This window comes from Pseudomonas sp. AC252 (assembly GCF_979258105.1).
On record NZ_OZ409837.1, the window covers coordinates 1 to 24,249 of the forward strand.

General features: G+C 58.1%; 23 protein-coding genes, 2 tRNA genes and 3 rRNA genes. 14 read left to right on the forward strand and 14 right to left on the reverse strand.

What is annotated here, in order from left to right; all coding sequences use genetic code 11:
• Positions 1–48: 48 nt before the first annotated feature.
• From rrf to ACZZZ4_RS00025, 5 genes are all read right to left on the reverse strand, one after another.
• A 5S ribosomal RNA gene (gene rrf, locus ACZZZ4_RS00005) occupies positions 49–164 on the reverse strand.
• Positions 165–318: 154 nt separating this feature from the next.
• A 23S ribosomal RNA gene (locus tag ACZZZ4_RS00010) occupies positions 319–3,212 on the reverse strand.
• A gap of 247 nt (positions 3,213–3,459) precedes the next feature.
• Positions 3,460–3,535 (reverse strand) — tRNA-Ala (locus ACZZZ4_RS00015).
• A gap of 30 nt (positions 3,536–3,565) precedes the next feature.
• Positions 3,566–3,642 (reverse strand) — tRNA-Ile (locus ACZZZ4_RS00020).
• 81 nt (positions 3,643–3,723) lie between these two features.
• Positions 3,724–5,260: ribosomal RNA gene (locus ACZZZ4_RS00025) — 16S ribosomal RNA — on the reverse strand.
• The 16S, 23S and 5S rRNA genes sit together here with 2 tRNA genes alongside, the layout of an rRNA operon.
• Before the next feature lie 674 nt (positions 5,261–5,934).
• Between ACZZZ4_RS00025 and rhtA the strand changes: the two genes are divergently transcribed.
• Together rhtA and ACZZZ4_RS00035 are read left to right on the forward strand one after the other, a co-directional pair.
• Positions 5,935–6,822, forward strand: coding sequence for a threonine/homoserine exporter RhtA (rhtA, locus tag ACZZZ4_RS00030; protein WP_039759775.1), 888 nt, complete (start codon positions 5,935–5,937; stop codon positions 6,820–6,822).
• Between the two features lie 167 nt (positions 6,823–6,989).
• A complete protein-coding gene (locus tag ACZZZ4_RS00035; protein WP_039759777.1) occupies positions 6,990–7,271 on the forward strand; it encodes a hypothetical protein in 282 nt (93 codons plus the stop codon).
• Here ACZZZ4_RS00035 and ACZZZ4_RS00040 read toward each other — a convergent pair whose 3' ends face one another.
• Positions 7,272–7,841 (reverse strand): TetR/AcrR family transcriptional regulator, encoded by a 570-nt coding sequence (locus ACZZZ4_RS00040; protein WP_415761926.1) that lies wholly within the window; start codon positions 7,839–7,841, stop codon positions 7,272–7,274. It abuts the gene before it with no gap.
• Positions 7,842–7,932: 91 nt separating this feature from the next.
• Here ACZZZ4_RS00040 and ACZZZ4_RS00045 point away from each other — a divergent pair, with 91 nt between their 5' ends.
• Both ACZZZ4_RS00045 and ACZZZ4_RS00050 read left to right on the forward strand, forming a co-directional pair.
• Entirely contained in the window at positions 7,933–8,661 is a 729-nt protein-coding gene (locus tag ACZZZ4_RS00045; RefSeq protein ID WP_415761925.1) for an SDR family oxidoreductase, read from the forward strand.
• A gap of 40 nt (positions 8,662–8,701) precedes the next feature.
• Positions 8,702–9,298: a 2-hydroxychromene-2-carboxylate isomerase gene (locus ACZZZ4_RS00050; protein WP_463549234.1), complete on the forward strand. Its 597-nt coding sequence runs from the start codon at positions 8,702–8,704 to the stop codon at positions 9,296–9,298.
• Positions 9,299–9,342: 44 nt separating this feature from the next.
• Here the strand turns inward: ACZZZ4_RS00050 and ACZZZ4_RS00055 are convergent, their stop codons facing one another.
• The 5 genes from ACZZZ4_RS00055 to ACZZZ4_RS00075 form a co-directional block, all read right to left on the reverse strand.
• Complete coding sequence (locus ACZZZ4_RS00055) at positions 9,343–11,151, reverse strand: aminopeptidase P family protein (RefSeq protein ID WP_463546986.1); 1,809 nt, start codon at positions 11,149–11,151, stop codon at positions 9,343–9,345.
• Between the two features lie 57 nt (positions 11,152–11,208).
• Complete coding sequence (locus ACZZZ4_RS00060; protein ID WP_463546987.1) at positions 11,209–12,375, reverse strand: aminotransferase class V-fold PLP-dependent enzyme; 1,167 nt, start codon at positions 12,373–12,375, stop codon at positions 11,209–11,211.
• Between the two features lie 205 nt (positions 12,376–12,580).
• Positions 12,581–13,195 carry a LysE family translocator gene (locus ACZZZ4_RS00065; protein ID WP_039759787.1) on the reverse strand — a complete coding sequence of 205 codons (615 nt, stop codon included), beginning with the start codon at positions 13,193–13,195 and terminating at the stop codon, positions 12,581–12,583.
• A 101-nt stretch (positions 13,196–13,296) separates the two neighbouring features.
• Positions 13,297–13,566, reverse strand: coding sequence for a lipoprotein (locus ACZZZ4_RS00070; protein WP_039759788.1), 270 nt, complete (start codon positions 13,564–13,566; stop codon positions 13,297–13,299).
• 111 nt (positions 13,567–13,677) lie between these two features.
• Positions 13,678–14,031 carry an antibiotic biosynthesis monooxygenase gene (locus ACZZZ4_RS00075; protein WP_039759790.1) on the reverse strand — a complete coding sequence of 118 codons (354 nt, stop codon included), beginning with the start codon at positions 14,029–14,031 and terminating at the stop codon, positions 13,678–13,680.
• A 91-nt stretch (positions 14,032–14,122) separates the two neighbouring features.
• On the opposite strand from ACZZZ4_RS00075, the gene soxR reads away from it, so the two are divergent.
• From soxR to ACZZZ4_RS00125, 10 genes are all read left to right on the forward strand, one after another.
• Positions 14,123–14,575 carry a redox-sensitive transcriptional activator SoxR gene (gene soxR / locus ACZZZ4_RS00080; protein ID WP_039759792.1) on the forward strand — a complete coding sequence of 151 codons (453 nt, stop codon included), beginning with the start codon at positions 14,123–14,125 and terminating at the stop codon, positions 14,573–14,575.
• A gap of 111 nt (positions 14,576–14,686) precedes the next feature.
• Positions 14,687–15,145 carry a VOC family protein gene (locus tag ACZZZ4_RS00085; protein WP_415761920.1) on the forward strand — a complete coding sequence of 153 codons (459 nt, stop codon included), beginning with the start codon at positions 14,687–14,689 and terminating at the stop codon, positions 15,143–15,145.
• A gap of 215 nt (positions 15,146–15,360) precedes the next feature.
• The gene (locus ACZZZ4_RS00090) at positions 15,361–16,560 is read left to right on the forward strand and encodes a PepSY-associated TM helix domain-containing protein (RefSeq protein WP_463546988.1); all 1,200 of its coding nucleotides are present in this window, start codon (positions 15,361–15,363) and stop codon (positions 16,558–16,560) included.
• Positions 16,557–17,099, forward strand: coding sequence for a thiamine pyrophosphate-binding protein (locus ACZZZ4_RS00095; RefSeq protein WP_463546989.1), 543 nt, complete (start codon positions 16,557–16,559; stop codon positions 17,097–17,099). Before ACZZZ4_RS00090 ends, ACZZZ4_RS00095 begins: the two co-directional genes overlap by 4 nt.
• The gene (locus ACZZZ4_RS00100; RefSeq protein WP_463546990.1) at positions 17,096–17,434 is read left to right on the forward strand and encodes a hypothetical protein; all 339 of its coding nucleotides are present in this window, start codon (positions 17,096–17,098) and stop codon (positions 17,432–17,434) included. Before ACZZZ4_RS00095 ends, ACZZZ4_RS00100 begins: the two co-directional genes overlap by 4 nt.
• On the forward strand, positions 17,431–18,006 hold the full coding sequence (locus ACZZZ4_RS00105) for a DUF6162 family protein (protein ID WP_463546991.1): 576 nt from the start codon (positions 17,431–17,433) through the stop codon (positions 18,004–18,006). The genes ACZZZ4_RS00100 and ACZZZ4_RS00105 overlap by 4 nt, the downstream gene beginning before the upstream one ends.
• Before the next feature lie 35 nt (positions 18,007–18,041).
• Positions 18,042–18,971, forward strand: a complete 930-nt coding sequence (locus tag ACZZZ4_RS00110) for a metal ABC transporter substrate-binding protein (RefSeq protein WP_463546992.1) — start codon at positions 18,042–18,044, stop codon at positions 18,969–18,971.
• Positions 18,972–19,119: 148 nt separating this feature from the next.
• Positions 19,120–19,818: a metal ABC transporter ATP-binding protein gene (locus ACZZZ4_RS00115; protein ID WP_463549235.1), complete on the forward strand. Its 699-nt coding sequence runs from the start codon at positions 19,120–19,122 to the stop codon at positions 19,816–19,818.
• Positions 19,818–20,717 (forward strand): metal ABC transporter permease, encoded by a 900-nt coding sequence (locus ACZZZ4_RS00120; RefSeq protein WP_129997278.1) that lies wholly within the window; start codon positions 19,818–19,820, stop codon positions 20,715–20,717. The genes ACZZZ4_RS00115 and ACZZZ4_RS00120 overlap by 1 nt, the downstream gene beginning before the upstream one ends.
• Positions 20,718–21,623: a metal ABC transporter substrate-binding protein gene (locus ACZZZ4_RS00125; RefSeq protein WP_463546993.1), complete on the forward strand. Its 906-nt coding sequence runs from the start codon at positions 20,718–20,720 to the stop codon at positions 21,621–21,623.
• A gap of 199 nt (positions 21,624–21,822) precedes the next feature.
• On the opposite strand, the gene ACZZZ4_RS00130 is transcribed toward ACZZZ4_RS00125, so the two are convergent.
• The 3 genes from ACZZZ4_RS00130 to ACZZZ4_RS00140 form a co-directional block, all read right to left on the reverse strand.
• Entirely contained in the window at positions 21,823–22,047 is a 225-nt protein-coding gene (locus ACZZZ4_RS00130; protein WP_041478467.1) for an MbtH family protein, read from the reverse strand.
• An 83-nt stretch (positions 22,048–22,130) separates the two neighbouring features.
• Positions 22,131–23,543 carry a diaminobutyrate--2-oxoglutarate transaminase gene (locus tag ACZZZ4_RS00135; protein WP_463546994.1) on the reverse strand — a complete coding sequence of 471 codons (1,413 nt, stop codon included), beginning with the start codon at positions 23,541–23,543 and terminating at the stop codon, positions 22,131–22,133.
• A gap of 106 nt (positions 23,544–23,649) precedes the next feature.
• On the reverse strand, positions 23,650–24,171 hold the full coding sequence (locus ACZZZ4_RS00140; protein WP_122507481.1) for a GNAT family N-acetyltransferase: 522 nt from the start codon (positions 24,169–24,171) through the stop codon (positions 23,650–23,652).
• Between the last annotated feature and the right edge of the window lie 78 nt (positions 24,172–24,249).

Below are 24,249 nucleotides of genomic sequence, written 5' to 3' on the forward strand. Positions count from 1 at the left end.
GCAAAACAAAACCCCAACTGCTTTCGCAATTGGGGTTTCGGAATTTAATCTTGACGATGACCTACTCTCACATGGGGAAACCCCACACTACCATCGGCGATGCATCGTTTCACTGCTGAGTTCGGGATGGGATCAGGTGGTTCCAACGCTCTATGGTCGTCAAGAAATTCGGGTACTGACTCGTGACCAGATGGCCTCGTTTCAGCAAATTGGGTATGTGACAGCTAGGTGTTTGTGCGTTTCGAACTTTCGGTTCGTTTCGTCTTCACACACCGCAATCTGGCGCCTTCTCAGGTCAGCAAATTGCTTGGGTGTTATATGGTCAAGCCTCACGGGCAATTAGTATTGGTTAGCTCAACGCCTCACAGCGCTTACACACCCAACCTATCAACGTCGTAGTCTTCGACGGCCCTTCAGGGAACTCAAGGTTCCAGTGAGATCTCATCTTGAGGCAAGTTTCCCGCTTAGATGCTTTCAGCGGTTATCTTTCCCGAACATAGCTACCCGGCAATGCCACTGGCGTGACAACCGGAACACCAGAGGTTCGTCCACTCCGGTCCTCTCGTACTAGGAGCAGCCCCTCTCAAATCTCAAACGTCCACGGCAGATAGGGACCGAACTGTCTCACGACGTTCTAAACCCAGCTCGCGTACCACTTTAAATGGCGAACAGCCATACCCTTGGGACCGGCTTCAGCCCCAGGATGTGATGAGCCGACATCGAGGTGCCAAACACCGCCGTCGATATGAACTCTTGGGCGGTATCAGCCTGTTATCCCCGGAGTACCTTTTATCCGTTGAGCGATGGCCCTTCCATACAGAACCACCGGATCACTAAGACCTACTTTCGTACCTGCTCGACGTGTCTGTCTCGCAGTCAAGCGCGCTTTTGCCTTTATACTCTACGACCGATTTCCGACCGGTCTGAGCGCACCTTCGTACTCCTCCGTTACTCTTTAGGAGGAGACCGCCCCAGTCAAACTACCCACCATACACTGTCCTCGACCCGGATAACGGACCTGAGTTAGAACCTCAAAGTTGCCAGGGTGGTATTTCAAGGATGGCTCCACGCGAACTGGCGTCCACGCTTCAAAGCCTCCCACCTATCCTACACAAGCAAATTCAAAGTCCAGTGCAAAGCTATAGTAAAGGTTCACGGGGTCTTTCCGTCTAGCCGCGGATACACTGCATCTTCACAGCGATTTCAATTTCACTGAGTCTCGGGTGGAGACAGCGCCGCCATCGTTACGCCATTCGTGCAGGTCGGAACTTACCCGACAAGGAATTTCGCTACCTTAGGACCGTTATAGTTACGGCCGCCGTTTACCGGGGCTTCGATCAAGAGCTTCGCGTTAGCTAACCCCATCAATTAACCTTCCGGCACCGGGCAGGCGTCACACCCTATACGTCCACTTTCGTGTTTGCAGAGTGCTGTGTTTTTAATAAACAGTCGCAGCGGCCTGGTATCTTCGACCGGCATGAGCTTACGGAGCAAGTCCTTCACCCTCACCGGCGCACCTTCTCCCGAAGTTACGGTGCCATTTTGCCTAGTTCCTTCACCCGAGTTCTCTCAAGCGCCTTGGTATTCTCTACCCAACCACCTGTGTCGGTTTGGGGTACGGTTCCTGGTTACCTGAAGCTTAGAAGCTTTTCTTGGAAGCATGGCATCAACCACTTCGTCACCCAAAGGGTAACTCGTCATCAGCTCTCGGCCTTAAGATCCCGGATTTACCTAAGATCTCAGCCTACCACCTTAAACTTGGACAACCAACGCCAAGCTGGCCTAGCCTTCTCCGTCCCTCCATCGCAATAACCAGAAGTACAGGAATATTAACCTGTTTTCCATCGACTACGCTTTTCAGCCTCGCCTTAGGGACCGACTAACCCTGCGTCGATTAACGTTGCGCAGGAAACCTTGGTCTTTCGGCGTGGGTGTTTTTCACACCCATTGTCGTTACTCATGTCAGCATTCGCACTTCTGATACCTCCAGCAAGCTTCTCAACTCACCTTCACAGGCTTACAGAACGCTCCTCTACCGCATCATCCGAAGATGATACCCGTAGCTTCGGTGTATGGTTTGAGCCCCGTTACATCTTCCGCGCAGGCCGACTCGACTAGTGAGCTATTACGCTTTCTTTAAAGGGTGGCTGCTTCTAAGCCAACCTCCTAGCTGTCTAAGCCTTCCCACATCGTTTCCCACTTAACCATAACTTTGGGACCTTAGCTGACGGTCTGGGTTGTTTCCCTTTTCACGACGGACGTTAGCACCCGCCGTGTGTCTCCCATGCTCGGCACTTGTAGGTATTCGGAGTTTGCATCGGTTTGGTAAGTCGGGATGACCCCCTAGCCGAAACAGTGCTCTACCCCCTACAGTGATACATGAGGCGCTACCTAAATAGCTTTCGAGGAGAACCAGCTATCTCCGAGCTTGATTAGCCTTTCACTCCGATCCACAGGTCATCCGCTAACTTTTCAACGGTAGTCGGTTCGGTCCTCCAGTCAGTGTTACCTAACCTTCAACCTGCCCATGGATAGATCGCCCGGTTTCGGGTCTATTCCCAGCGACTAGACGCCCTATTAAGACTCGCTTTCGCTACGCCTCCCCTATTCGGTTAAGCTCGCCACTGAAAATAAGTCGCTGACCCATTATACAAAAGGTACGCAGTCACAGAACAAAGTCTGCTCCCACTGCTTGTACGCATACGGTTTCAGGATCTATTTCACTCCCCTCTCCGGGGTTCTTTTCGCCTTTCCCTCACGGTACTAGTTCACTATCGGTCAGTCAGTAGTATTTAGCCTTGGAGGATGGTCCCCCCATATTCAGACAAAGTTTCTCGTGCTCCGTCCTACTCGATTTCATGACTAAGAGATTTTCGCGTACAGGGCTATCACCCACTATGGCCGCACTTTCCAGAGCGTTCCGCTAATCTCAAAGCCACTTAAGGGCTAGTCCCCGTTCGCTCGCCACTACTAAGGGAATCTCGGTTGATTTCTTTTCCTCAGGGTACTTAGATGTTTCAGTTCCCCTGGTTCGCCTCTTGCACCTATGTATTCAGTACAAGATAACCATCTTATGATGGCTGGGTTCCCCCATTCAGACATCTCCGGATCAAAGTCTGTTTGCCGACTCCCCGAAGCTTTTCGCAGGCTACCACGTCTTTCATCGCCTCTGACTGCCAAGGCATCCACCGTATGCGCTTCTTCACTTGACCATATAACCCCAAGCAATCTGGTTATACTGTGAAGACGACATTCGCCGAAAATTCGAATTTCTCAACTAAGAGAACTCACAAATTTTACCTTAGCCTGATCCGTTACCAGTGAAAGTAACGTTCAGTCTATCTTTCTATCACATACCCAAATTTTTAAAGAACGATCTAGTCAAAGACTAGAAATCAACATTCATCACCGAACCGGTGGAATGCTCATTTCTAAGCTTTCAAACTTCAGAAGCAGTAGTGGTGGAGCCAAGCGGGATCGAACCGCTGACCTCCTGCGTGCAAGGCAGGCGCTCTCCCAGCTGAGCTATGGCCCCGTATTTCTACAGGCGTTTCCCACACAAAATTGGTGGGTCTGGGCAGATTCGAACTGCCGACCTCACCCTTATCAGGGGTGCGCTCTAACCAACTGAGCTACAGACCCAATTTCGGTCTGCTTCTATCGTCTTCTTCAATGAATCAAGCAATTCGTGTGGGAGCTCATGCAGCAGCTGATGTCGTCGATTAAGGAGGTGATCCAGCCGCAGGTTCCCCTACGGCTACCTTGTTACGACTTCACCCCAGTCATGAATCACACCGTGGTAACCGTCCTCCCGAAGGTTAGACTAGCTACTTCTGGTGCAACCCACTCCCATGGTGTGACGGGCGGTGTGTACAAGGCCCGGGAACGTATTCACCGCGACATTCTGATTCGCGATTACTAGCGATTCCGACTTCACGCAGTCGAGTTGCAGACTGCGATCCGGACTACGATCGGTTTTATGGGATTAGCTCCACCTCGCGGCTTGGCAACCCTTTGTACCGACCATTGTAGCACGTGTGTAGCCCAGGCCGTAAGGGCCATGATGACTTGACGTCATCCCCACCTTCCTCCGGTTTGTCACCGGCAGTCTCCTTAGAGTGCCCACCATTACGTGCTGGTAACTAAGGACAAGGGTTGCGCTCGTTACGGGACTTAACCCAACATCTCACGACACGAGCTGACGACAGCCATGCAGCACCTGTCTCAATGTTCCCGAAGGCACCAATCCATCTCTGGAAAGTTCATTGGATGTCAAGGCCTGGTAAGGTTCTTCGCGTTGCTTCGAATTAAACCACATGCTCCACCGCTTGTGCGGGCCCCCGTCAATTCATTTGAGTTTTAACCTTGCGGCCGTACTCCCCAGGCGGTCAACTTAATGCGTTAGCTGCGCCACTAAGAGCTCAAGGCTCCCAACGGCTAGTTGACATCGTTTACGGCGTGGACTACCAGGGTATCTAATCCTGTTTGCTCCCCACGCTTTCGCACCTCAGTGTCAGTATCAGTCCAGGTGGTCGCCTTCGCCACTGGTGTTCCTTCCTATATCTACGCATTTCACCGCTACACAGGAAATTCCACCACCCTCTACCATACTCTAGCTTGCCAGTTTTGGATGCAGTTCCCAGGTTGAGCCCGGGGATTTCACATCCAACTTAACAAACCACCTACGCGCGCTTTACGCCCAGTAATTCCGATTAACGCTTGCACCCTCTGTATTACCGCGGCTGCTGGCACAGAGTTAGCCGGTGCTTATTCTGTCGGTAACGTCAAAATTGCAGAGTATTAATCTACAACCCTTCCTCCCAACTTAAAGTGCTTTACAATCCGAAGACCTTCTTCACACACGCGGCATGGCTGGATCAGGCTTTCGCCCATTGTCCAATATTCCCCACTGCTGCCTCCCGTAGGAGTCTGGACCGTGTCTCAGTTCCAGTGTGACTGATCATCCTCTCAGACCAGTTACGGATCGTCGCCTTGGTGAGCCATTACCTCACCAACTAGCTAATCCGACCTAGGCTCATCTGATAGCGCAAGGCCCGAAGGTCCCCTGCTTTCTCCCGTAGGACGTATGCGGTATTAGCGTTCCTTTCGAAACGTTGTCCCCCACTACCAGGCAGATTCCTAGGCATTACTCACCCGTCCGCCGCTGAATCCAGGAGCAAGCTCCTTTCATCCGCTCGACTTGCATGTGTTAGGCCTGCCGCCAGCGTTCAATCTGAGCCATGATCAAACTCTTCAGTTCAAACATCTTTGGGTTTTTAAGAAACCCTAAACTTAGCTCAGCAATCGTTGGTTACATCTTTGATTTCTCGCGGAGTAACTTGTGATGCTGATAATCTTGTTGACTATCAGTCTGACTGCACAAGCACCCACACGAATTGCTTGATTCAGTTGTTAAAGAGCGGTTGGTTAAGATCTTTCGTCTCAACCGAGGCGCGCATTCTACAGCAGCCTCATTTGCTGTCAAGTGATTATTTTCAGAAGTTTTCGAAGAATTCTTCAACAACTTCAACCACTTCAACCACTTGCGCTTCCGATCTCTCGTCAGCGGGAGGCGAATTCTACAGCGTTAATCGCTGCTGTCAACACCTCTTTTTCTCCGCTTTCGACCGAGAAGATCGAACCGTTAAAAGAGCTACACATCACTGCTCTTTCAACTCCTTCCAGGCTTCGATGATCTGAAGCAAGCCGCTGTCGAAAACTGCGTAACTCTTTGAATCTCAAGGAGTTTTCCGTTTCGACCGCGCCGGAAGTGGGGCGAATTATAGGCCCTTGGAATCTGCCGTCAACCGTTAATTTCGCTTTTCTTCCAAAAGAGTAAAAAGCGCCTCTATATATAGACGCAGCCCACTCCGATGCGCAGTATATTGCCCATCCCCACAACAATACTGTTTTTGCCTTGGATGCTGCCACGCAATGAATGACCAACCCCGCTCTCTCGCCTCGACATTGTTTCCGGTGGGCCTGCTCATGATCGCCATGGCATCCATCCAGTCAGGTGCTTCTCTGGCCAAAAGCATGTTCCCGATTATCGGCGCACAAGGAACCACCACGCTGCGCCTGATCTTCGCCAGCGTGATCATGCTGCTGATACTGCGCCCATGGCGTGCAAAGCTGACCGCCAAGTCCCTTCGTACCGTGATCGTCTACGGAATGGCACTGGGCGGAATGAACTTCCTCTTCTATATGTCCTTACGGACGGTGCCGCTGGGCATCGCCGTTGCGCTGGAATTCACCGGCCCGCTGGCTGTAGCTATATATGCCTCACGTCGCGCCATCGATTTTGTCTGGATCGCTCTCGCCGCGGCCGGCTTGCTTCTATTGATACCTACTGGAGCAACAACTGCTGGCATTGACTTGGTCGGTGCGGGCTATGCGTTGGGAGCCGGGGTCTGCTGGGCGTTATACATTTTGTTTGGGCAGAAGGCTGGCGCCGACAATGGCGTAACGACGGCTGCGCTGGGCGTGATGATCGCCGCGCTGTTCGTGGCGCCGATCGGAATCGTTCATGCCGGCGCTGCGCTGCTTACACCATCACTGATTCCGATTGCTATCGGAGTCGCCATTCTATCCACCGCCCTGCCCTACACCCTGGAAATGGTCGCCCTCACTCGAATGCCAGCACGCACCTTCGGCACGCTCATGAGTATCGAACCGGCATTCGGCGCGCTGTCAGGCCTGCTCTTTCTCCAGGAATACCTTTCATTGTCACAATGGCTGGCCATCCTGTGCATTATCCTGGCTTCCGTGGGCGCAACGATGACCATGGGTAACGGAGCAAAGCCCGCGGTAGCGGCCGACTGAGGCGTAATCAAACTGACTCTGGTAATTGGCGCTCATTTAGGCCATGTTTAGCTTCGTAACCCATCGCCAGGCATGGATTTTTTCGCAAAGGACGGCACAACGCTGCAAACGCGAGCGAATACAGGCAGACCCGAGCACCAGACTCGTGGCCGCTATTAAGGATGGTAATGAAACGAATTTTGCTATTGATCGCCCTTCTGGCGATCGCGAGTTGCGCAGCGACCTCGGAAACCCAGGTCAAACGCGGCAAGAAGGGGCTGCATATCAACTGTTCCGGACTTTCATCCTCATGGGACAAGTGTTACACCAGCGCCGCCAACTCCTGCGCCCCCAAGGGCTACAAGGTGATCGCCAAATCCGGGGATGCGGTAGAGGAACCTGGTGACTATCCGTTCGGCTTGAACCCCGCCGGTTATACCAGCCGCAGCATGATCGTCATCTGCAAATAACTACTCGGCTCGTGGCAAAGCGAGCTGACGTGTAATTTCCTCGTGACTCGAGCGCAACACCGTACGCTGCACGTCCGGTGTTGCCAGCATACGCGCGACCACCAACGCACCCACGCATTGCGAAAGTACCGACCAGGCCAGACTTTCGCTTTCCAGTATCTGCGCCCAGCTTTGCTGAAGACGACAGATCCACTCTTCAGCCTGCTCACGCACCTGCACATCGGCACGGGCAATCTCCGCGCCCAATGTCGGCAGCGCGCAACCGACCTCGGGTTGTTCGACGTGGGCCATGCTCAGGTAATGCTTCAGACAACGCTCCAGTCGCTGCCGATCCGCACCGCCCTGCCCGCCAAGACGCTCAAGACTCTCGCTCAACTCCCGCTCGACGATGGCTGCGAACAAGGCATCCTTGGATGAAAAGTGGCTGTAGAACGCCGCGCCACTCAAACCGATGGCTTTCATCAGGCCATCCACGCCCACTGTGGAAAACCCCGATTTTTTCGCCGACAGCGCGCTGCTTTGCAGCAACCGTTCGCGGGTTTCCGATTTGTGTCCGGCCGAATAACGCATGTCATCTCCTGAAATAGCTCGCCTTGACGCTGCCCGAATCCTAGCATAACGTTCGTTAACTAAACGATCGTTAACCCAAAGGGATTCACCCATGAATAACAAGAAGGTCGTATTGGTTGTCGGGGCCGGGGATGCCACGGGCGGAGCGATTGCCAAGCGTTTTGCCAGTGAAGGTTTCATTGCCTGCGTGACCCGGCGCAGCGCCGAAAAACTTCAGCCACTGGTTGACGCAATCATCGCTGAGGGCGGTGAGGCTCATGGTTTCGCCTGCGATGCACGTAAGGAAGAAGACGTCATCGCGCTGATTGAAGACATCGAAACCCGAGTCGGCCCGATTGAGGCCTTTGTCTTCAACATCGGTGCCAACGTGCCCTGCAGCATTCTCGAAGAAACCGCACGCAAATATTTCAAGATCTGGGAGATGGCCTGCTTCTCCGGCTTTCTCAATGCCCGTGAAGTGGCCAAGCGCATGGTGACCCGGCAGCGCGGCACGATTCTGTTCACCGGTGCCACTGCCGGATTGCGCGGTGCTTCAGGGTTCGCCGCTTTCGCTGGAGCCAAACATGGCATTCGCGCATTGGCACAAAGCATGGCGAGAGAGTTGGGGCCGATGAACATTCATGTCGCCCACATTGTGGTTGATGGTGCGATCGACACCGATTTCATCCGTAACAGCTTTCCTGAGAAATACGCGACCAAGGATCAGGACGGCATTCTCAAGCCAGAGCACATTGCCGAAAACTACTGGTATCTGCACAGTCAGCCTCGGGATGCCTGGACCTTCGAGCTGGACCTGCGCCCATGGAATGAACGCTGGTAAGCCCTCTCCCGGATTACAACAACAAGAGCGCAACTTGATCATGACGAAAACCGTGGAATTCTATTTCGACCTTGGCAGCCCCGCCACCTATCTGGCGTACACCCAACTGCCGAAGATTTGCGCTGATACCCAAAGCGAATTGACCTACATTCCAATGCTGTTGGGAGGGGTGTTCAAAGCCACTGGCAACGCTTCGCCAGCAATGATTCCGGCCAAGGGTCGCTACATGTTTCTGGACCTGGATCGCTTCGCCAAACGCTATGGCGTCCAGCTCAGACTCAATCCGCACTTTCCGATCAATACGCTGACATTGATGCGTGCCGTCACCGGCATCCAACTACATCAGCCGCAACGCTTCGCCGAGTTCGTCGATTGCCTGTTCAGGGCCCTTTGGGTGGAAGGCCGCAACCTCAATGACCCGCAGACCATCGCCGCCGTGCTGACTGAAAACGGCTTCGATCCTCAAGAGATCATGACGCTGTGCAACGATGAATCGGTCAAAGCCACTCTCAAGGAAAACACCGAAGCCGCCATCAAGCGCGGCGTTTTCGGTGCTCCCAGCATGTTCATCGGCGATCAGTTGTACTTCGGTCAGGATCGACTCGACTTCGTAGAAGAGGCGTTGCGCCAGGATTGAAGCCGAGCCCCAAGGCACCGCGAGCGGCGCCTTGGGTAAATCGATCAAACGGCCACAGTACGCTCGTTCAGCCAGCTCAGCGCCGCACCGTCCAGCAATGGGCTCAGACGCTCGCGCACTTCGCGATGGTAGTCGTTCAGCCACTGCTTTTCTTCTTGGGTCAGCAGGTCGGCAATCAGGCAGCGGGTATCAATCGGGCACAGCGTCAGGGTTTCGAACTCGAGGAAGTCGCCGAATTCGCTGCTGCCGGCCTCGCGGTTCATCGCCAGGTTCTCGATGCGCACGCCCCAGCGGCCCGGGCGATAAGTGCCGGGTTCGATCGAGGTAATCATCCCCGGCTGCATCGCCGTCTGCGGTGCCGGTGCCGCTTGATAAGCGATCACTTGCGGACCTTCGTGAACATTGAGGAAATAGCCCACGCCATGACCGGTGCCGTGACCGTAGTCGACGTTGTCAGCCCAGATCGGCGCACGGGCGATGGCGTCGAGCAGAGGTGACAGAATGCCTTTCGGGAATCGTGCCCGCGACAGCGCAATCACGCCTTTCAACACGCGCGTGCAATCCTGTTTCTGCTCTTGCGTCGGCGTGCCCACCGGGACCATGCGGGTGATGTCTGTGGTCCCGCCGAGGTACTGGCCGCCGGAATCGATGAGCAACAGACCATCACCCTCGATCACAGCATGCTCTTCTTCAGTAGCGTGATAGTGCGGCATCGCGCCGTTGGCGTTGAACGCAGCAATCGTGTTGAAGCTCAGCGAAACATAATCGGGACGACGTTCGCGGGCAGCGGTGAGTTTTTCGTCAATGGTCAGCTCGGTGATGCGCTCGCGCCCCCACGCCGATTCCAGCCAGGTGAAGAATTCGCACAACGCCGCGCCATCCTGCTCCATGGCTTTACGGATGTGCTGAGCGTCGGCTTCGCTTTTCTGCGATTTGGCCAACGTAGTCGGGTTGAGACCCTCGACCAGTTTCACGCCACTGTCCAAGTTGTCCAGCAACCCCGTGGTCACTCGCGCCGGATCGACCAGCAGGCTCGCGTCACTCGGCACAGCACGCAATGCATCGGCCACTTCGCGGTAGTCACGCAGCGTCACGCCATCCTGCTCAAGCACCGCGCGCAGATCGGCATCGACCTTGCTCAGCGCCACGAACAGCGTGGCCTGTTGCTGATTGATCAAGGCGAACGAAACAAACACCGGATTGAACGAAACATCACCGCCACGCAGGTTGAACAGCCAAGCGATGTCGTCGAGGGTGGCGATGAAATGCCAATCGGCGCCACGCTCTTGCAAGGTTTCGCGCAATTTCGCCAGTTTCTCGCCACGGCTGACGGTCGCTTGTGGCGGCAGATGCTGATAGATCGGCGCGTTCGGCAGGCTCGGGCGATCACGCCAGACTTCCTGCAACAGGTCGGTATCGGTGCGCAGGCGAGCACCGCGTGCCTCAAGCTTGCTGCTCAGTGTGCGCGCCGAAGCCACCGCCATTACTGCACCATCCACTGCAACCACGCCGCCCTCGGGTGTTTGCTCCGCCAGCCAGTCCAGCGGGCTCGGCTGCCCCGGTTGCAGCTTGACCAGTTCGATGCCGCTGCCGTTGAGCTCTTTCGTCGCCTGTTCCCAGTAACGACTGTCGGCCCACACACCGGCGAAATCAGCGGTGACGATCAGCGTACCGACCGAGCCGTGGAAACCCGACAGCCATTGCCGGCCCTGCCAGTAACCCGGCAAATATTCCGACAGATGCGGGTCGGCGGACGGCACCAGCAGCGCATGGATGCCTTCGCGGCGCATCAGTTCACGGGTATGCGCCAGGCGCTGAGGCACCGATCCTTCGGTCAAGCTGTGGGAACTCATCATGTCTCCTGCTAATCGCGTCATCGTTATTGTTCGTAGCCGATAATTTTCAGCTGTTTAGAGGCCTGTTGCCCAAAATGCCGGGGCACTGGTGCAGGCGGTCCTGATCAGTTCGACGGCCTTGTCGACATCCTCCACGGTAGTAAACCGGCCGAGGCTCAAGCGAATGGTGCGCCCCGCGAGCCGCGCATCGTGCCCGAGCGCGAGCAGCACGTGGGACGGCGCATTACTTGCGGAATTACACGCCGACGTCGCGGAAAACGCGATCGAATGGCTCAAAGCAGCGCTGTTGAACTCGCCTTCGCTGAAGGTCAGGCTCAGGGTGTGCGGAATACGTTGCGAGGCACTGCCATTGAGGCGCACGCCCGGCAGACTCATCAGTTGTTCGAGCAAGCGTTCGCGCAAAGCGACAATAGAGTTTTTTTCTTCATCGAATGCGTCGGCGGCCAAAGCGAAAGCAGCGCCCATCCCGGCAATCTGATGAGTCGCCAGGGTTCCGGAGCGCAGGCCACCTTCATGACCGCCACCATGGATTTGCGCCTGCAGGCGTTGCTGCGCGAGCGGGCCCACATACAAGGCGCCGATGCCCTTGGGGCCGTAGAGTTTGTGTGCGGAAAACGACATCAGATCCACCGGCCAGCGGCTCAGGTCGATCGCGACTTTGCCCGCGCCTTGCGCCGCATCAACATGAAACAACGCCTGCCGACTGCGCACCACCTCACCAATCGCCTCGACATCGTTGACCGTGCCCAACTCGTTGTTGACCAGCATTAGCGACACCAGAAAGGTGTCATCACGCATCGCTTCGCGGACCGCTTGCGGCGTGATCAGGCCTTCTGCGTCCGGCACCAGATAGGTCACGGCAATGCCTGAATCCTGCAATTGCCGGGCGGTGTCGAGGATCGCCTTGTGTTCGATCTGGCTGGTAATGATGTGGCCGCCCGAGATGCCACGAGCCTGGGCGACGCCTTTGAGCGCGAGGTTGTTGGATTCGGTGGCACCGGAGGTCCAGACAATCTGCTCAGGCTGCGCGCCGACCAGTTCGGCGACTTGCCGACGTGCCTGCTCGACCGTCTGCCGGGCCTGCTGGCCGAAGGCGTGGGAGCTGGACGCCGGGTTACCGAAGTTACCGTGAAAACCCAGACATTTGATCATCACCTGGATGACCCGCTCGTCCACCGGGGTGGTGGCGGCGTAATCGAAATACAGCGGACGTGTGTTCATAAAGGACTCGCAGAGCGTGTTCCGGGATCAGGAGGCTCGTGTCTGCAAACGACGATGCACAGCCTCGTGAGCTGTGCATGGGTTCGAGAGCGTCATCAATACCTGATCGGATGCCGTTAAAGAAGTAGGGCTTCATTTAAAAGTGCGTAGGAACGCTCCTGAAACCGAGCTTAACAGGCATCGGGCCGGCGATTGAAGCAATGCGTCAATGAAAGCTTTCGAGAAGTAACGGATACAGCGAGATCACCAACAGCGCCGCCATGCCCCAATTGAACACGCGCAACCAGCGCGGATCCTTGAGCACATTGCGCAACAGCGTGCCGCACGCCGCCCACAAGCCGACACTGGGCAGATTGATGATGGCGAATACCGCCGCGATGATCACGACGTTGTAGAAATAACCCTGCATCGGCGTATAGGTGCTGATGGCACCGATGGCCATGATCCAAGCCTTGGGGTTGACCCATTGGAACGCCGCGGCGCCCAGATAGCTGATCGGTTTCGCCTCGCTGTCGGCGCTGTCGCCGACCGGGCCGGAGTGGGCGATCTTCCACGCCAGATACAGCAAATACGCCGCGCCGACATAGCGCAGCACCGTATACAGAATCGGATAGGCCTGAAACACCGCGCCAAGGCCGAAGCCCACCGCGACCACCAATAGAAAGAAGCCGCAGCTGATGCCGAGCATGTGCGGAATGGTGCGGTTGAAGCCAAAGTTCACGCCGGACGCCAGCAACATGGTGTTGTTCGGCCCCGGTGTGATCGAGGTAACAAGGGCAAACAGGGCAAAGCCCAACAGCAGATCAAGCGAGAGGTTCATCGAGGCAGTCCATCCAGGGTCATTCAGCTGTTGACCCTATCCCACACGGCCCGGCAAACCCACGGACAGTTAGGGAAAACTTCAAGCAGTACAGTTTGCTTTCAGCTTGGACGACCGTGCAGCTGTATGGCACGTTCGGCGCTCATCTCGCCCTGCTGATCGAAGCCGAAAGTCTTCTGCGGCTGGCCGAGCAATTGGGCTTTTTTCGCGTGGTATTCGTCGAACGACAAACCGCTGCGGTTCAGCGCTTCCAGCGCCAGTTCGCGGGATTCTTCAGCGGTGTAAGGGCGCAGCTCGGGCGAAACATGGCCGGCACAACCGGCGAGTACGGAAACAGCGAGCGTCAGCGAAACAGTCAGTAAACGGTTCATGGGAGCGTCCTGGCGAGCAATGTGGGGTCGATGGAGAAAGGCTACGCCCGGGCACGCTCGCGCAGAAATCAACGCTCTCAATAGTGGCTATCAGCTTTGCGCTAATACTGGCTAAACCGGCAGACGGCAATGCAGCGCATCGTCGTGGCTGCGGGCAATGCTGCTGTGCACCTGGAATGAATTGAAGGTCACGGTTTTCGCCCGATGGGTGCGGATCAACTGCCAGAAATCCTCCTCGCCGCTTTCGAAACTGCGAAATGCCGCCTCCCCCGCTTCGCGACTTTGCCACTGCAAAAAGCTCAGCACGCGGCGGCCGTCGTCGCTGGCCTGCACGCTGGCGCTGAGAAACCCGTCGGAACGCTGGGCCAGCCCCTCGGTCTGCGTGGCCAGTGCCGAGACCAGCGCCGCTTGCTGACGGGGTTCGATTTCGAATTCGATCAATTGGGTAAAACTGCGATTGCTCATGGAAAGCCCCCATTTATTGAAGCGAGCCTTGCGACCCGAAGAGCTGCAGGGTAAAACCTCTAGCTAAGTCAAGGTCAAGAGTATTTTCCGCATGATCAGCAAGGAGCAGGTGCACAAGCCTCTCACCGTGGGCGAGGTTGCGGCGCGCAGTGGCGTCGCGGTCACCGCGCTGCATTTTTACGAAGCCAAAGGGTTGATCAAGAGTGAACGCAACGCCGGCAATCAGCGCCGTTATCCGCGCGCCGTCCTGCGCCGGGTGGCGTTGATCAAAGTCGCGCAACGGCTGGGGATACCGCTGGCGGAGATCGGCGAAGCGCTGAAAATCCTGCCGCAGGATCGCGCGCCGTCGGCGGCGGACTGGAAAATGCTCTCTGAACAATGGCAGCGCGAGCTCGACGAACGGATCAGGCAAATGACGCTGATGCGCGATCAGCTGACCGGGTGCATCGGCTGCGGCTGTCTGTCCATGGAAGCGTGTCCGCTGCGCAATAAAGGCGACATGCTCGGTGACCAAGGGCCAGGCCCGCACTTTCGCGATGAATGATGAGCGCGGCTCGTCGGCGCAAATTCCGCGCAGTAAGGACGGTTCTATAGTGATTGCTCCGGGCAAATCCGGCGTAACCACATTTGTTGAAAACAAAACAGGGAGAACGTCATGAGCGTCAAACCCATTCCCGAGGGGTATCACAGCATTACCCCGTATCTCGGCATCCAACAGGCCGCCGAGGCCATCGAGTTCTACAAGAAAGCCTTCAATGCCAGCGAAGTCATGCGCCTGACCATGCCCGACGGCAACATCGGCCATGCCGAACTGCGCATCGGCGACGGCGCGATCATGCTCGGCACGCCTTGCGATCAAGGACCGCTGAGCAATCCGCAGCAAGCGGTCTCGATCGGCTTGCATCTCTACGTCACCGATGTCGACCAATCCTTTCAACAAGCGCTGGATGCCGGGGCGCAAAGCGTCTCCGAGGTCAAAGACCAGTTTTACGGTGACCGCAGCGGCACGTTGAGAGATCCGTTCGGCCATCTGTGGTTTCTCGCCACGCGCAAAGAGGATTTGAGCGAAGAGCAGATTCGCCAGCGAGCGATGGAGATGTTCAACCAAGGCTGAGGGCTTGTTGCCTCGGATCAACCGGCAAAATATGCACTGCCGATGTAATTGCGAAACATTTGCTTTCATATCCGCTTTCGGGATTTTCTTCGCTCATCCGTCTTATAGGAATGCAGGCCGTTCGCGTAGGCAAAAGCCACGAGCGGCCTCCCGGGGAGTTCCGTGCTGCGAAGCCCGTAGCCCGGCCCCTTCCACCGCAATCAAGACGCGCAATCATGTCGAAGAAATCCCGTTCCAAACTGTGGTTCCTGGTGCATAGCTGGCTGGCGTTGCCGATCTGGTTCTTTGTATTGATCGTCTGTGTCACCGGCACGCTGGCGGTGGTCAGCCAGGAGATTGTCTGGCTGGCCAACCCGCAAATGCGCGCCAGTCAGCCGTCGGACGATGCGCCGCGACTGAGCTACGACCAGATCATCGCCGCGATCAAACAAGCCGAGCCGCAAACCCTGGTGCAGAGCATCAATCGCCCCGACGAGTCGCACTTTGCCCTCGACGTCGAAGTCAGCTACCCCGACGGGCGCTCGTTGACGGTGTATGTCAATCCGTACACGGGGGTCATTCAGGGCACCGCGCCGGCCTTCGATTTCAAGGCCTTTACCCGCGCCCTGCATGGCTGGTGGCTGGTGCCGTTCACCAATGGCTACAGCTGGGGCTGGTATCTGGTGTCGCTGCTCGGCGTGCCGATGCTGGTGTCGCTGATTACCGGGCTGGTGGTCTACAAACGCTTCTGGAAAGGTTTTCTGCGCCCGACCCTGCGCGTGCGCCACGGCGCGCGGATCTTCTGGGGCGACTTCCATCGCCTGTGCGGCATCTGGTCGATCTGGTTCATCGCGGTGATTTCCATCACCGGCATCTGGTTCCTGATCAAGGCGATCCTGTTCGATAACCAGATTTCGATTTCCAGCGAGCCGATCATTCCGGCGATGTCCCGCGAAAGTGTGCCGATTTCGGCCGCCGGCACCCCGCCGCCGCGCATCAGCCTGAACCGCGCCATCGAAATCGCTCAGCAGAAGATTCCGGGGCTGGAAGCCAGCTACGTCAACCTGCCGGGCAATGCCTACTCGCACATGAGCGTCAGCGGCCGTGGCTGGTATCCGCTGATGTATCAGACCGCGACACTCAACCCCTACAACGGCGAAATGGCTTCCTCACGCTTGCTGTCCGACCGCTCCTCGCTGGAATTCGTCACCGAATCCATGCGTCCGCTGCATACCGGTGACTTCGGCGGCATCTGGATCAAATTGATCTGGTTCTTCTTCGGTCTGTTGCTGAGCATGATGATCCTCAGCGGCCTGCTGATCTGGACCAAGCGCACCGCGTTGGCCACCGCCAATGCGCTGAAACGCGAGGACAAGAAAAACCGTGTCACCGCCCAACCGGCGCTGCGCCGTGAACCTTCGGAGGCCAGCCTGTGAACAAAGCCATCTCGGTCACACCGCCCTCGCGCCTGTCGCGTTTCTGGCACAAGTGGCGCTTCCACATCAATGTCCTGCTGCTGCTGATCCCGCTGGGCTTCATGCCGAAATACTTTGCCGATGCCTCGCTGTTTCGCGGCGACAGTGGCCTGGGTCAACGGGAAATTGGCACGGTTCAGGTCGGCCCATGGAGCCTGCGCCTGGCCGAGTTACGCGAAGAGGCGCCGCACCTGAGCGGTCCGGCCGGCTATATGAAGGATTTCACTGCCGCCGTTTGTGATGCCTGCGTCGAACAGGTCAAGGCGACTTACCTGCGCATCGGCAAACCGCGCAGTCTGCGCGCCGCTGGCACGATCTTCTTCGGTACGCCTTATCGCATGGGCACGCAAATGCCGATCCCGGCAAAGACCAAACCTGACGCCGAGCTGTGGATCACCATGGAAGGCTGGGACGGCAGCATGCACCAAGCCGCGATTCCCCTGAGCCAAGCCTCCCCCGCCACGGTTGCATGGCTGAACAAACAAGGAGCCAAACCATGACTCGCTCACCCCTTCATACCCGTTTGCTCGCCAGCGCCGCGCTGCTGCTGAGCGCCGGTTTCAGTACCGGCGCTTTGGCGCACAACCCGATGTGCGAATGCAAAGCCATCGATGCCGAACAGATCAGATGCACCGGCGGTTTCTCCGATGGCAGCGGCGCGCCAGGCGTGACTCTGGATGTGATCGGCTACGATGAAACCATTCTGGTGCCGGGCAAACTAGGCGATGACTCGACCCTGACGTTCAAGAAGCCCGGCAGCGAGTTCTATGTGCTGTTCGACGCCGGCCCCGGCCACGTGGTGGAAATCGACCAGGCGGATATCGAAGCCCCATGAGTACCCCGACGACGCAAGTGGTACGCCCGGCCGGCGCCGGTCATGAAACCCTCAACGTGCTGCTGTTGTGCCTGCTGATCCTCGCGGTCGCCGGCTCGGTGGTGGCGTGGCGCGGGGTTTCTCATGAAGCGGAGCCGGTTGCCAGTAATCAGTACGATGCCCGCCGCGATCTCAGCGCCGCCGAGCAAGGCATCTATGCCGACCTGCGAGTGACCCTCGACGAAATCCGCTTGCTGCGCGAAGAGCAACAAACCCTGCCGACGCCTCAGATGCTGGCCGACGAAGGTTTCGCGCCGTTCGCGCAGGATGCCAGTTCGGTCAGCCGTGGCGGTCACGCATGGCAGATGCTCGCCGACCGCGCCTATTTCGGCCGTAGTGCAACTCCTGATGTCGCCGGTTCATTTCTGATGCGTGTCGGCACTGACGCCAACGCGGTGCCGGACATCTGGCTCAACCGTGGCGCCGATCCCGCACCTGCTGAGGATCTGTCTGACGCCGCGCTGTCCGCCGCTGGCTGGAAACAGATCGTCGCGCAATTCGATGCCGGGGTTACCCGCGAACATCGCCATTGATTCCTCGCCTTTATCCGAGAGAAGACTGCTTGCCCATGCCCATTTCATCTCCTCGCCGTCCCTTGTTACGCCTGTTTCTGCTTGGCCTGTGCGCCTGCCTGCTGAGCCCGTTGGCCAGCGCCGAGCAAGGCAAACGCCTGCGTATCGGCATCACTCTGCATCCGTATTACAGCTATGTCGCCAACATCGTCGGCGACAAGGCCGAAGTGGTGCCGCTGATTCCTGCGGGCTTCAATCCGCACGCCTACGAACCGCGCGCCGAAGACATCAAGCGCATCGGCGGACTGGACGTGGTCGTGCTCAACGGCGTCGGCCACGACGACTTCGCCGACCGGATGATCGCCGCCAGCGAAACACCCAACGTGAAAACCATCGAAGCCAACGAGAACGTTCCGCTGCTGGCGGCCACCGGTGTCGCTGCGCGCGGCGCCGGCAAAGTGGTCAATCCGCACACGTTCCTGTCGATCAGCGCTTCCATCGCCCAGGTCAACAACATCGCCCGCGAGCTGGGCAAGATCGATCCGGACAATGCCAAGACCTACACCCAGAACGCCCGCGCCTATGGCAAACGCCTGCGGCAGATGCGCGCCGACGCGTTGGCCAAACTGACCCAGGCACCGAACGCCGAACTGCGCGTGGCCACGGTGCATGCGGCTTACGACTATCTGTTGCGTGAATTCGGTCTGGAAGTGACGGCCGTGGTCGAGCCGGCCCACGGCATCGAGCCAAGCCCGAGTCAGCTGAAAAAGACCATCGATCAATTACGCGAACTCGACGTGAAAGTGATCTTCTCCGAGATGGATTTCCCTTCCAGCTACGTCGACACCATCCAGCGCGAATCCGGGGTGAAGCTGTACCCGCTGTCGCACATTTCCTACGGCGAATACACCGCCGACAAGTATGAAAAGGAAATGACCGGCAACCTCAACACCGTGGTTCGGGCGATTCAGGAGTCGGGGGCATGACGTCGAAAGAAACCCTCGTCCCTGACAACATCAATAACCCTGTGGGAGCGAGCCTGCTCGCGAAGGCGCCGGATCAGCCAACATCTTCGTTGAATGACACACCGCATTCGCGAGCAGGCTCACTCCCACAGGGAAAAACGGGCCGGCGCTGGAGTTTGCGGGTATCAGCCTGACCTTGGGGCGTACGACGATTCTCGACAAGGTCAGCCTCCAGGTGCAGCCCGGCAGCGTGCATGCGCTGGTCGGCCCCAACGGCGGTGGCAAGAGTTCGCTGATCAAGACCCTGCTCGGGCAGATGCCGCATCAGGGCCAGCTCAGTCTGCACTGGCCCGGCGAGCCCGGCACCATTGGTTACGTCCCGCAGGCGCTGGAGTTCGATCGCGGCTTGCCGATGACCGTCGACGATTTCATGGCGGCAATGTGTCAACGCCGCCCGGCCTTCCTCGGTTTGAGCAAACACTACGCCGGCGCCATCGGCGCGGCGCTGGAGCGCGTCGGCATGGAGGACAAGCGCAAGCGGCGCATGGGCGCGCTGTCCGGCGGCGAGCGGCAGCGGGTACTGCTCGCGCAGGGCTTGATTCCGGCACCGCAATTGCTGGTGCTCGACGAGCCGATGTCGGCCCTCGATGAGGCCGGGATCCAGGTGTTCGAACGTCTGCTGACTGACTGGCGCGCGGCGGGCATCTCGGTGTTGTGGATCGAACATGACCTGGAAGCGGTGGGTCGGCTGGCCGATCGGGTTACCGGTCTCAACCGCCGCGTGCTGTTCGATGCCACACCGCAACAGGCGCTGACTCCGGAACGTCTGCTGACGCTGTTTTCCACCCATCCACGGAGCGCGGTCTGATGAGTTACGAAGCCTTTCGTTTGATGGTTCAGGGTTGGGCGTCTTCCGGTTATCTGCCGGAAGCGCTGGCCTACGGTTTTGTCGTCAACGCCTTGCTCGCCGGCCTGCTGATCGGCCCGGTGCTCGGCGGGCTCGGCACGCTGGTGGTGGTCAAGCGCTTTGCGTTCTTTTCCGAAGCAGTCGGCCATGCCGCGTTGACCGGTGTCGCCATCGGCATCCTGCTCGGCGAACCCTACACCGGCCCGTACGGCAGCCTGTTTGGCTACTGCCTGCTGTTCGGCATCCTGCTCAATTACCTGCGCAACCGCACCGGACTGGCACCGGATACGCTGATCGGCGTGTTTCTCTCGGTGTCGCTGGCACTGGGCGCGAGCCTGCTGCTGATTCTCGCCGGCAAGATCAACGTGCACATTCTGGAAAACGTGCTGTTCGGTTCGGTACTAACCGTCAACGGCAATGATCTGGCGGTGCTGGCCATCGTCGGTTCGCTGGTCATGGCCCTCGCCCTGCCGCTGTACAACCGCATCATGCTCGCCAGTTTCAATCCGCAACTGGCGGCGGTGCGTGGCGTAGCGGTGAAGACCCTGGATTACCTGTTCGTGATTCTGGTGACCTTGATCACCGTCGCGGCAGTGAAGGTGATTGGCGCGATTCTGGTCGGTGCCTTGCTGGTGATTCCGGCGGCAGCGGCGCGCTTGCTCAGTCAGTCGCTGAAAGGCTTTTTCTGGTGCTCGGTGCTGATCGCTACCGCCAGCACCCTGTGCGGGATTCTTGCGCCGATCGTGTTCGACCTGCCGATTCCATCCGGCGCCGCGATCATTCTGGTCGCCGGCATCGCTTTCGCCCTCGCCGCCATTGCGCGCGGCGTCGTCCCCAGCCTGAAAGGGAACCTTGGATAAATGGCTTTTTCACTGCGTAACCTGACTCTGGCCATGGCCCTGTGTGGCGTGGTCTGCACCCCGCTGCTGGCGGCTGAAAGTGCGAAACCCTTGCGCGTTCTGGCCTCGTTACCGATCACCTATGGATTGGGCGAAGCATTGCTCAAGGGTACCGACGTCAATCTCGAACGTGCAGCGCCGGCCAACCTTCCGGGTAGCCGTCAGACTGCGTATTTCACCGGCCGTGGCGCGCCGGCGCTGAGCAAACTGGCCACCGACGCGGACGCGGTAATCGGTCTGCGTTCGCTGTGGGCCGATGATCCGCTGTACCCGATCGCGCGGCGCAGCAACATCCGTATCGTCGAAGTCGACGCTGCGCGTCCGGTCGACGGCGCCCTGCCCGGCATCGCCGTGCAGCCGGGCCTGCAGGTTGATGGCCTGAACAGTCAGCCATGGCTGGCGAGCAACAACATGGGACGCATGGCCGATGTGATGGCGGCGGACCTGGTGCGCCTGGCACCGAGCGCCAAGCCTGCGATAGAGGCCAACCTGGCGGCGTTGAAACAGCGCCTGCTGAAACTCAGCGCCGACACCGAAGCGCGCTTGGCCGAAGCAGACAACCTGAGCGTGATGAGCTTGAGCGATCACTTCGGCTATCTGATTGGCAGCCTCAATCTCGAACTGGCCGGACAGGACGCGCGTCCTGATGCCGAGTGGACGCCAGATGAGTTGAAGAAGCTGACGGCGACGCTCAAGGACAACGACGTGGCGGTGGTCCTGCACCATCGCCAGCCAGCGGAGCCGGTGAAAGCGGCGATTGCCGAATCCGGCAGCCGCCTGGTGGTGTTGAGTACCGATGCGGCGGATCCGCTGGCGGAGCTGGAGGGGAATGTGGATGTGTTGCTCAAGGGGTTGAGCGGAGCGTAGTTTGAGTAAATCCGCGTCATCGTTCATCGCTGGCAAGCCAGCTCCCACAAAGTTTTTTGGCGAACACACATTTGTGATCAACCACAATACCTGTAGGAGCTGGCTTGCCAGCGATGAGACTGTGCAGGCAATACAAATTCAAGGCATGAAAAAACCCGCTGACCATCACTGGTCCAGCGGGTTTCTTTTGCCCGGCCGCTTATTGCGCCGCGACTTGTGCATCCATCTTCTGGCGCAGGCTCAACGGGCGCATGTCGGTCCAGACTTCTTCGATGTAGGCCAGGCATTCCTTTTTCAGGCCGCTCTTGCCAACGGTACGCCAGCCTTCCGGCACGGCTTTGTAATCGGGCCAGATCGAGTATTGCTCTTCGTGGTTGACCACGACCTGAAAGAGGATGTCCTCGCGGTCGAATACTGACGTCATGCTGGTTCTCCATCGTTGTAGGGTCGGCTGCACAATGGATGCAGCCGGGGTATGTAGTAAGAACGTTCGCCGCGCGAAAAAATTTACAGCGCGGTGGTGGCAGCGGCCAATGCGCGACCGAAGATCTCGGCCACCCGATCGATTTCCGCGGCAGTGATCACCAGCGGCGGCAGGAAGCGCACCACCGCACCATGCCGACCGCCCAGCTCCAGAATCAGGCCACGCTTGAGGCATTCACGCTGCACCAGCGGCGCCAGACACGCATACGCTGGCGGATGACCGAGCGCGTCGGGCGCGCCGTTCGGGTCCACCAGTTCAACGCCGAGCATCAGGCCGCGACCACGAATATCGCCCAACTGCGGGAAGTCGCGTTGCAGGATGTGCAGATGCTCCCTGAGTCGATCACCCATGGCGGCGGCGTGCTCGCAAACCTTGTGCTCCACCAGATAGCGCATCACCGCTGAACCGGCGGCCATGGCCATCTGATTGCCGCGGAACGTGCCTGCATGGGCGCCCGGTTGCCAGGTGTCGAGCCAGTCGCGGTAAACCACTACCGCCAATGGCAGGCTGCCACCGATGGCCTTGGACAGTACAACCACATCCGGAACAATGCCCGCGTGTTCAAAGGCGAACATCTTGCCGGTACGAGCGAAACCGCTCTGGATCTCATCGACAATCAGCGCCACACCAGCCTTCTCGGTGATTCGGCGCAAACCGCGCAACCATTCGATATCAGCTGGAATCACTCCGCCCTCGCCCTGCACCGCCTCGACGATCACCGCCGCCGGCAATTGCACCCCGGCCTCGGGATCGTTGAGCAGATTTTCCAGATAGCTCAGATTGGCTTTGATTCCGGCCGCGCCACCTAGGCCAAACGGGCAACGGTAATCGTAGGGAAACGGCATGAACTGCACGCCGCTGCTGAGCAAGGCACCCATTGGTTTTTTCGGCCCGAGGCTGCCCATCAGGCTCAACGCCCCCTGACTCATGCCGTGATAACCGCCGGAAAACGACAGCACCGTGCTGCGGCCGGTAGCCGTGCGCACCAGTTTCAGCGCTGCTTCCACGGCGTCGGTGCCGGTCGGGCCGCAGAACTGGATTTTCGCTTGCGCCGCCAGCTCTGTCGGCAGCAGTCCGAACAGGTCCTGGACGAATTGATCCTTGACCGGCGTAGTCAGGTCGAGGGTGTGCAGCGGCAGCTCATCGGCCAGCACCTGCTGGATCGCCTCGATCACCACCGGGTGGTTATGCCCCAGCGCCAGCGTGCCGGCTCCAGCCAGGCAGTCGATGAATGTACGTCCTTCAACATCCTCGACATACAGGCCCTTGGCACGCTTGAGCGCCAAGGGAATACGCCGAGGGTAACTGCGCGCGTTGGACTCCTGCCGGCTCTGCCGCGCCAACAACGGTGATTCGTTGAATTCGAACAACGTTTCCGCCGGCGCCGAGGCGACCCGGGCCGACGACGCTTCGATAAGACTGGTGGCGACTGACATCTCTCGACCCCTCAATTCGCTATGGATAGTGACCAGAACAGCACACCGACAGGTGCGCGTTCCGGTCGCGGGGCGCACTTGCAGGTTTTCCTGTTCTGGAAACGCTTCAGCGCGGTGCGGATTTACACCCTTGATCGAGTTGTCCGGCCGGTGAGGACAAAGGTTTGCGCAGCGGCACGGTTTGCAGGCCGATGGAGTGGCCGGGTGGCGCTGCCTGTTGGTAACCCAGATGCCGATAGAACGCCTCGGCGGTGCGGGTGCTGTTGAGGTGCACATGCTGCACACCACGAATGCGCAACCAACCCTCGAGATTGTGCATCAGCGCCCTGCCGACGCCTCGGCGGAAGGATTCCGGCTGGACGTAACACAGCAGGATTTCGCCACTGACCCGGGCCATGCCGACACCGACCGGTTTGTCTTCAAGCAAAGCGACGCAGAGATAGAAATGTGGGTCGGCGAGCCGGCTACTGATGAAATCGGCGGGAGAACGGTTGAGCCAGTCGCTGACCAGAAGTGGATGGTTGCGGTGATCGAGTGCACATCCGATGCGGATCGAGCGCTCGACAATGCGGTTGATGATGCCGGTGTCGGCCAAGGTGGCCGGACGTATACAGACGGGTGCTTCCATGGCGCAGTTCCCTCAATCCATTGAGTCAAAGCTGGGTTGACCTTAGCCCCAACCCTGGCGGATAGCGAACGCCGAAAA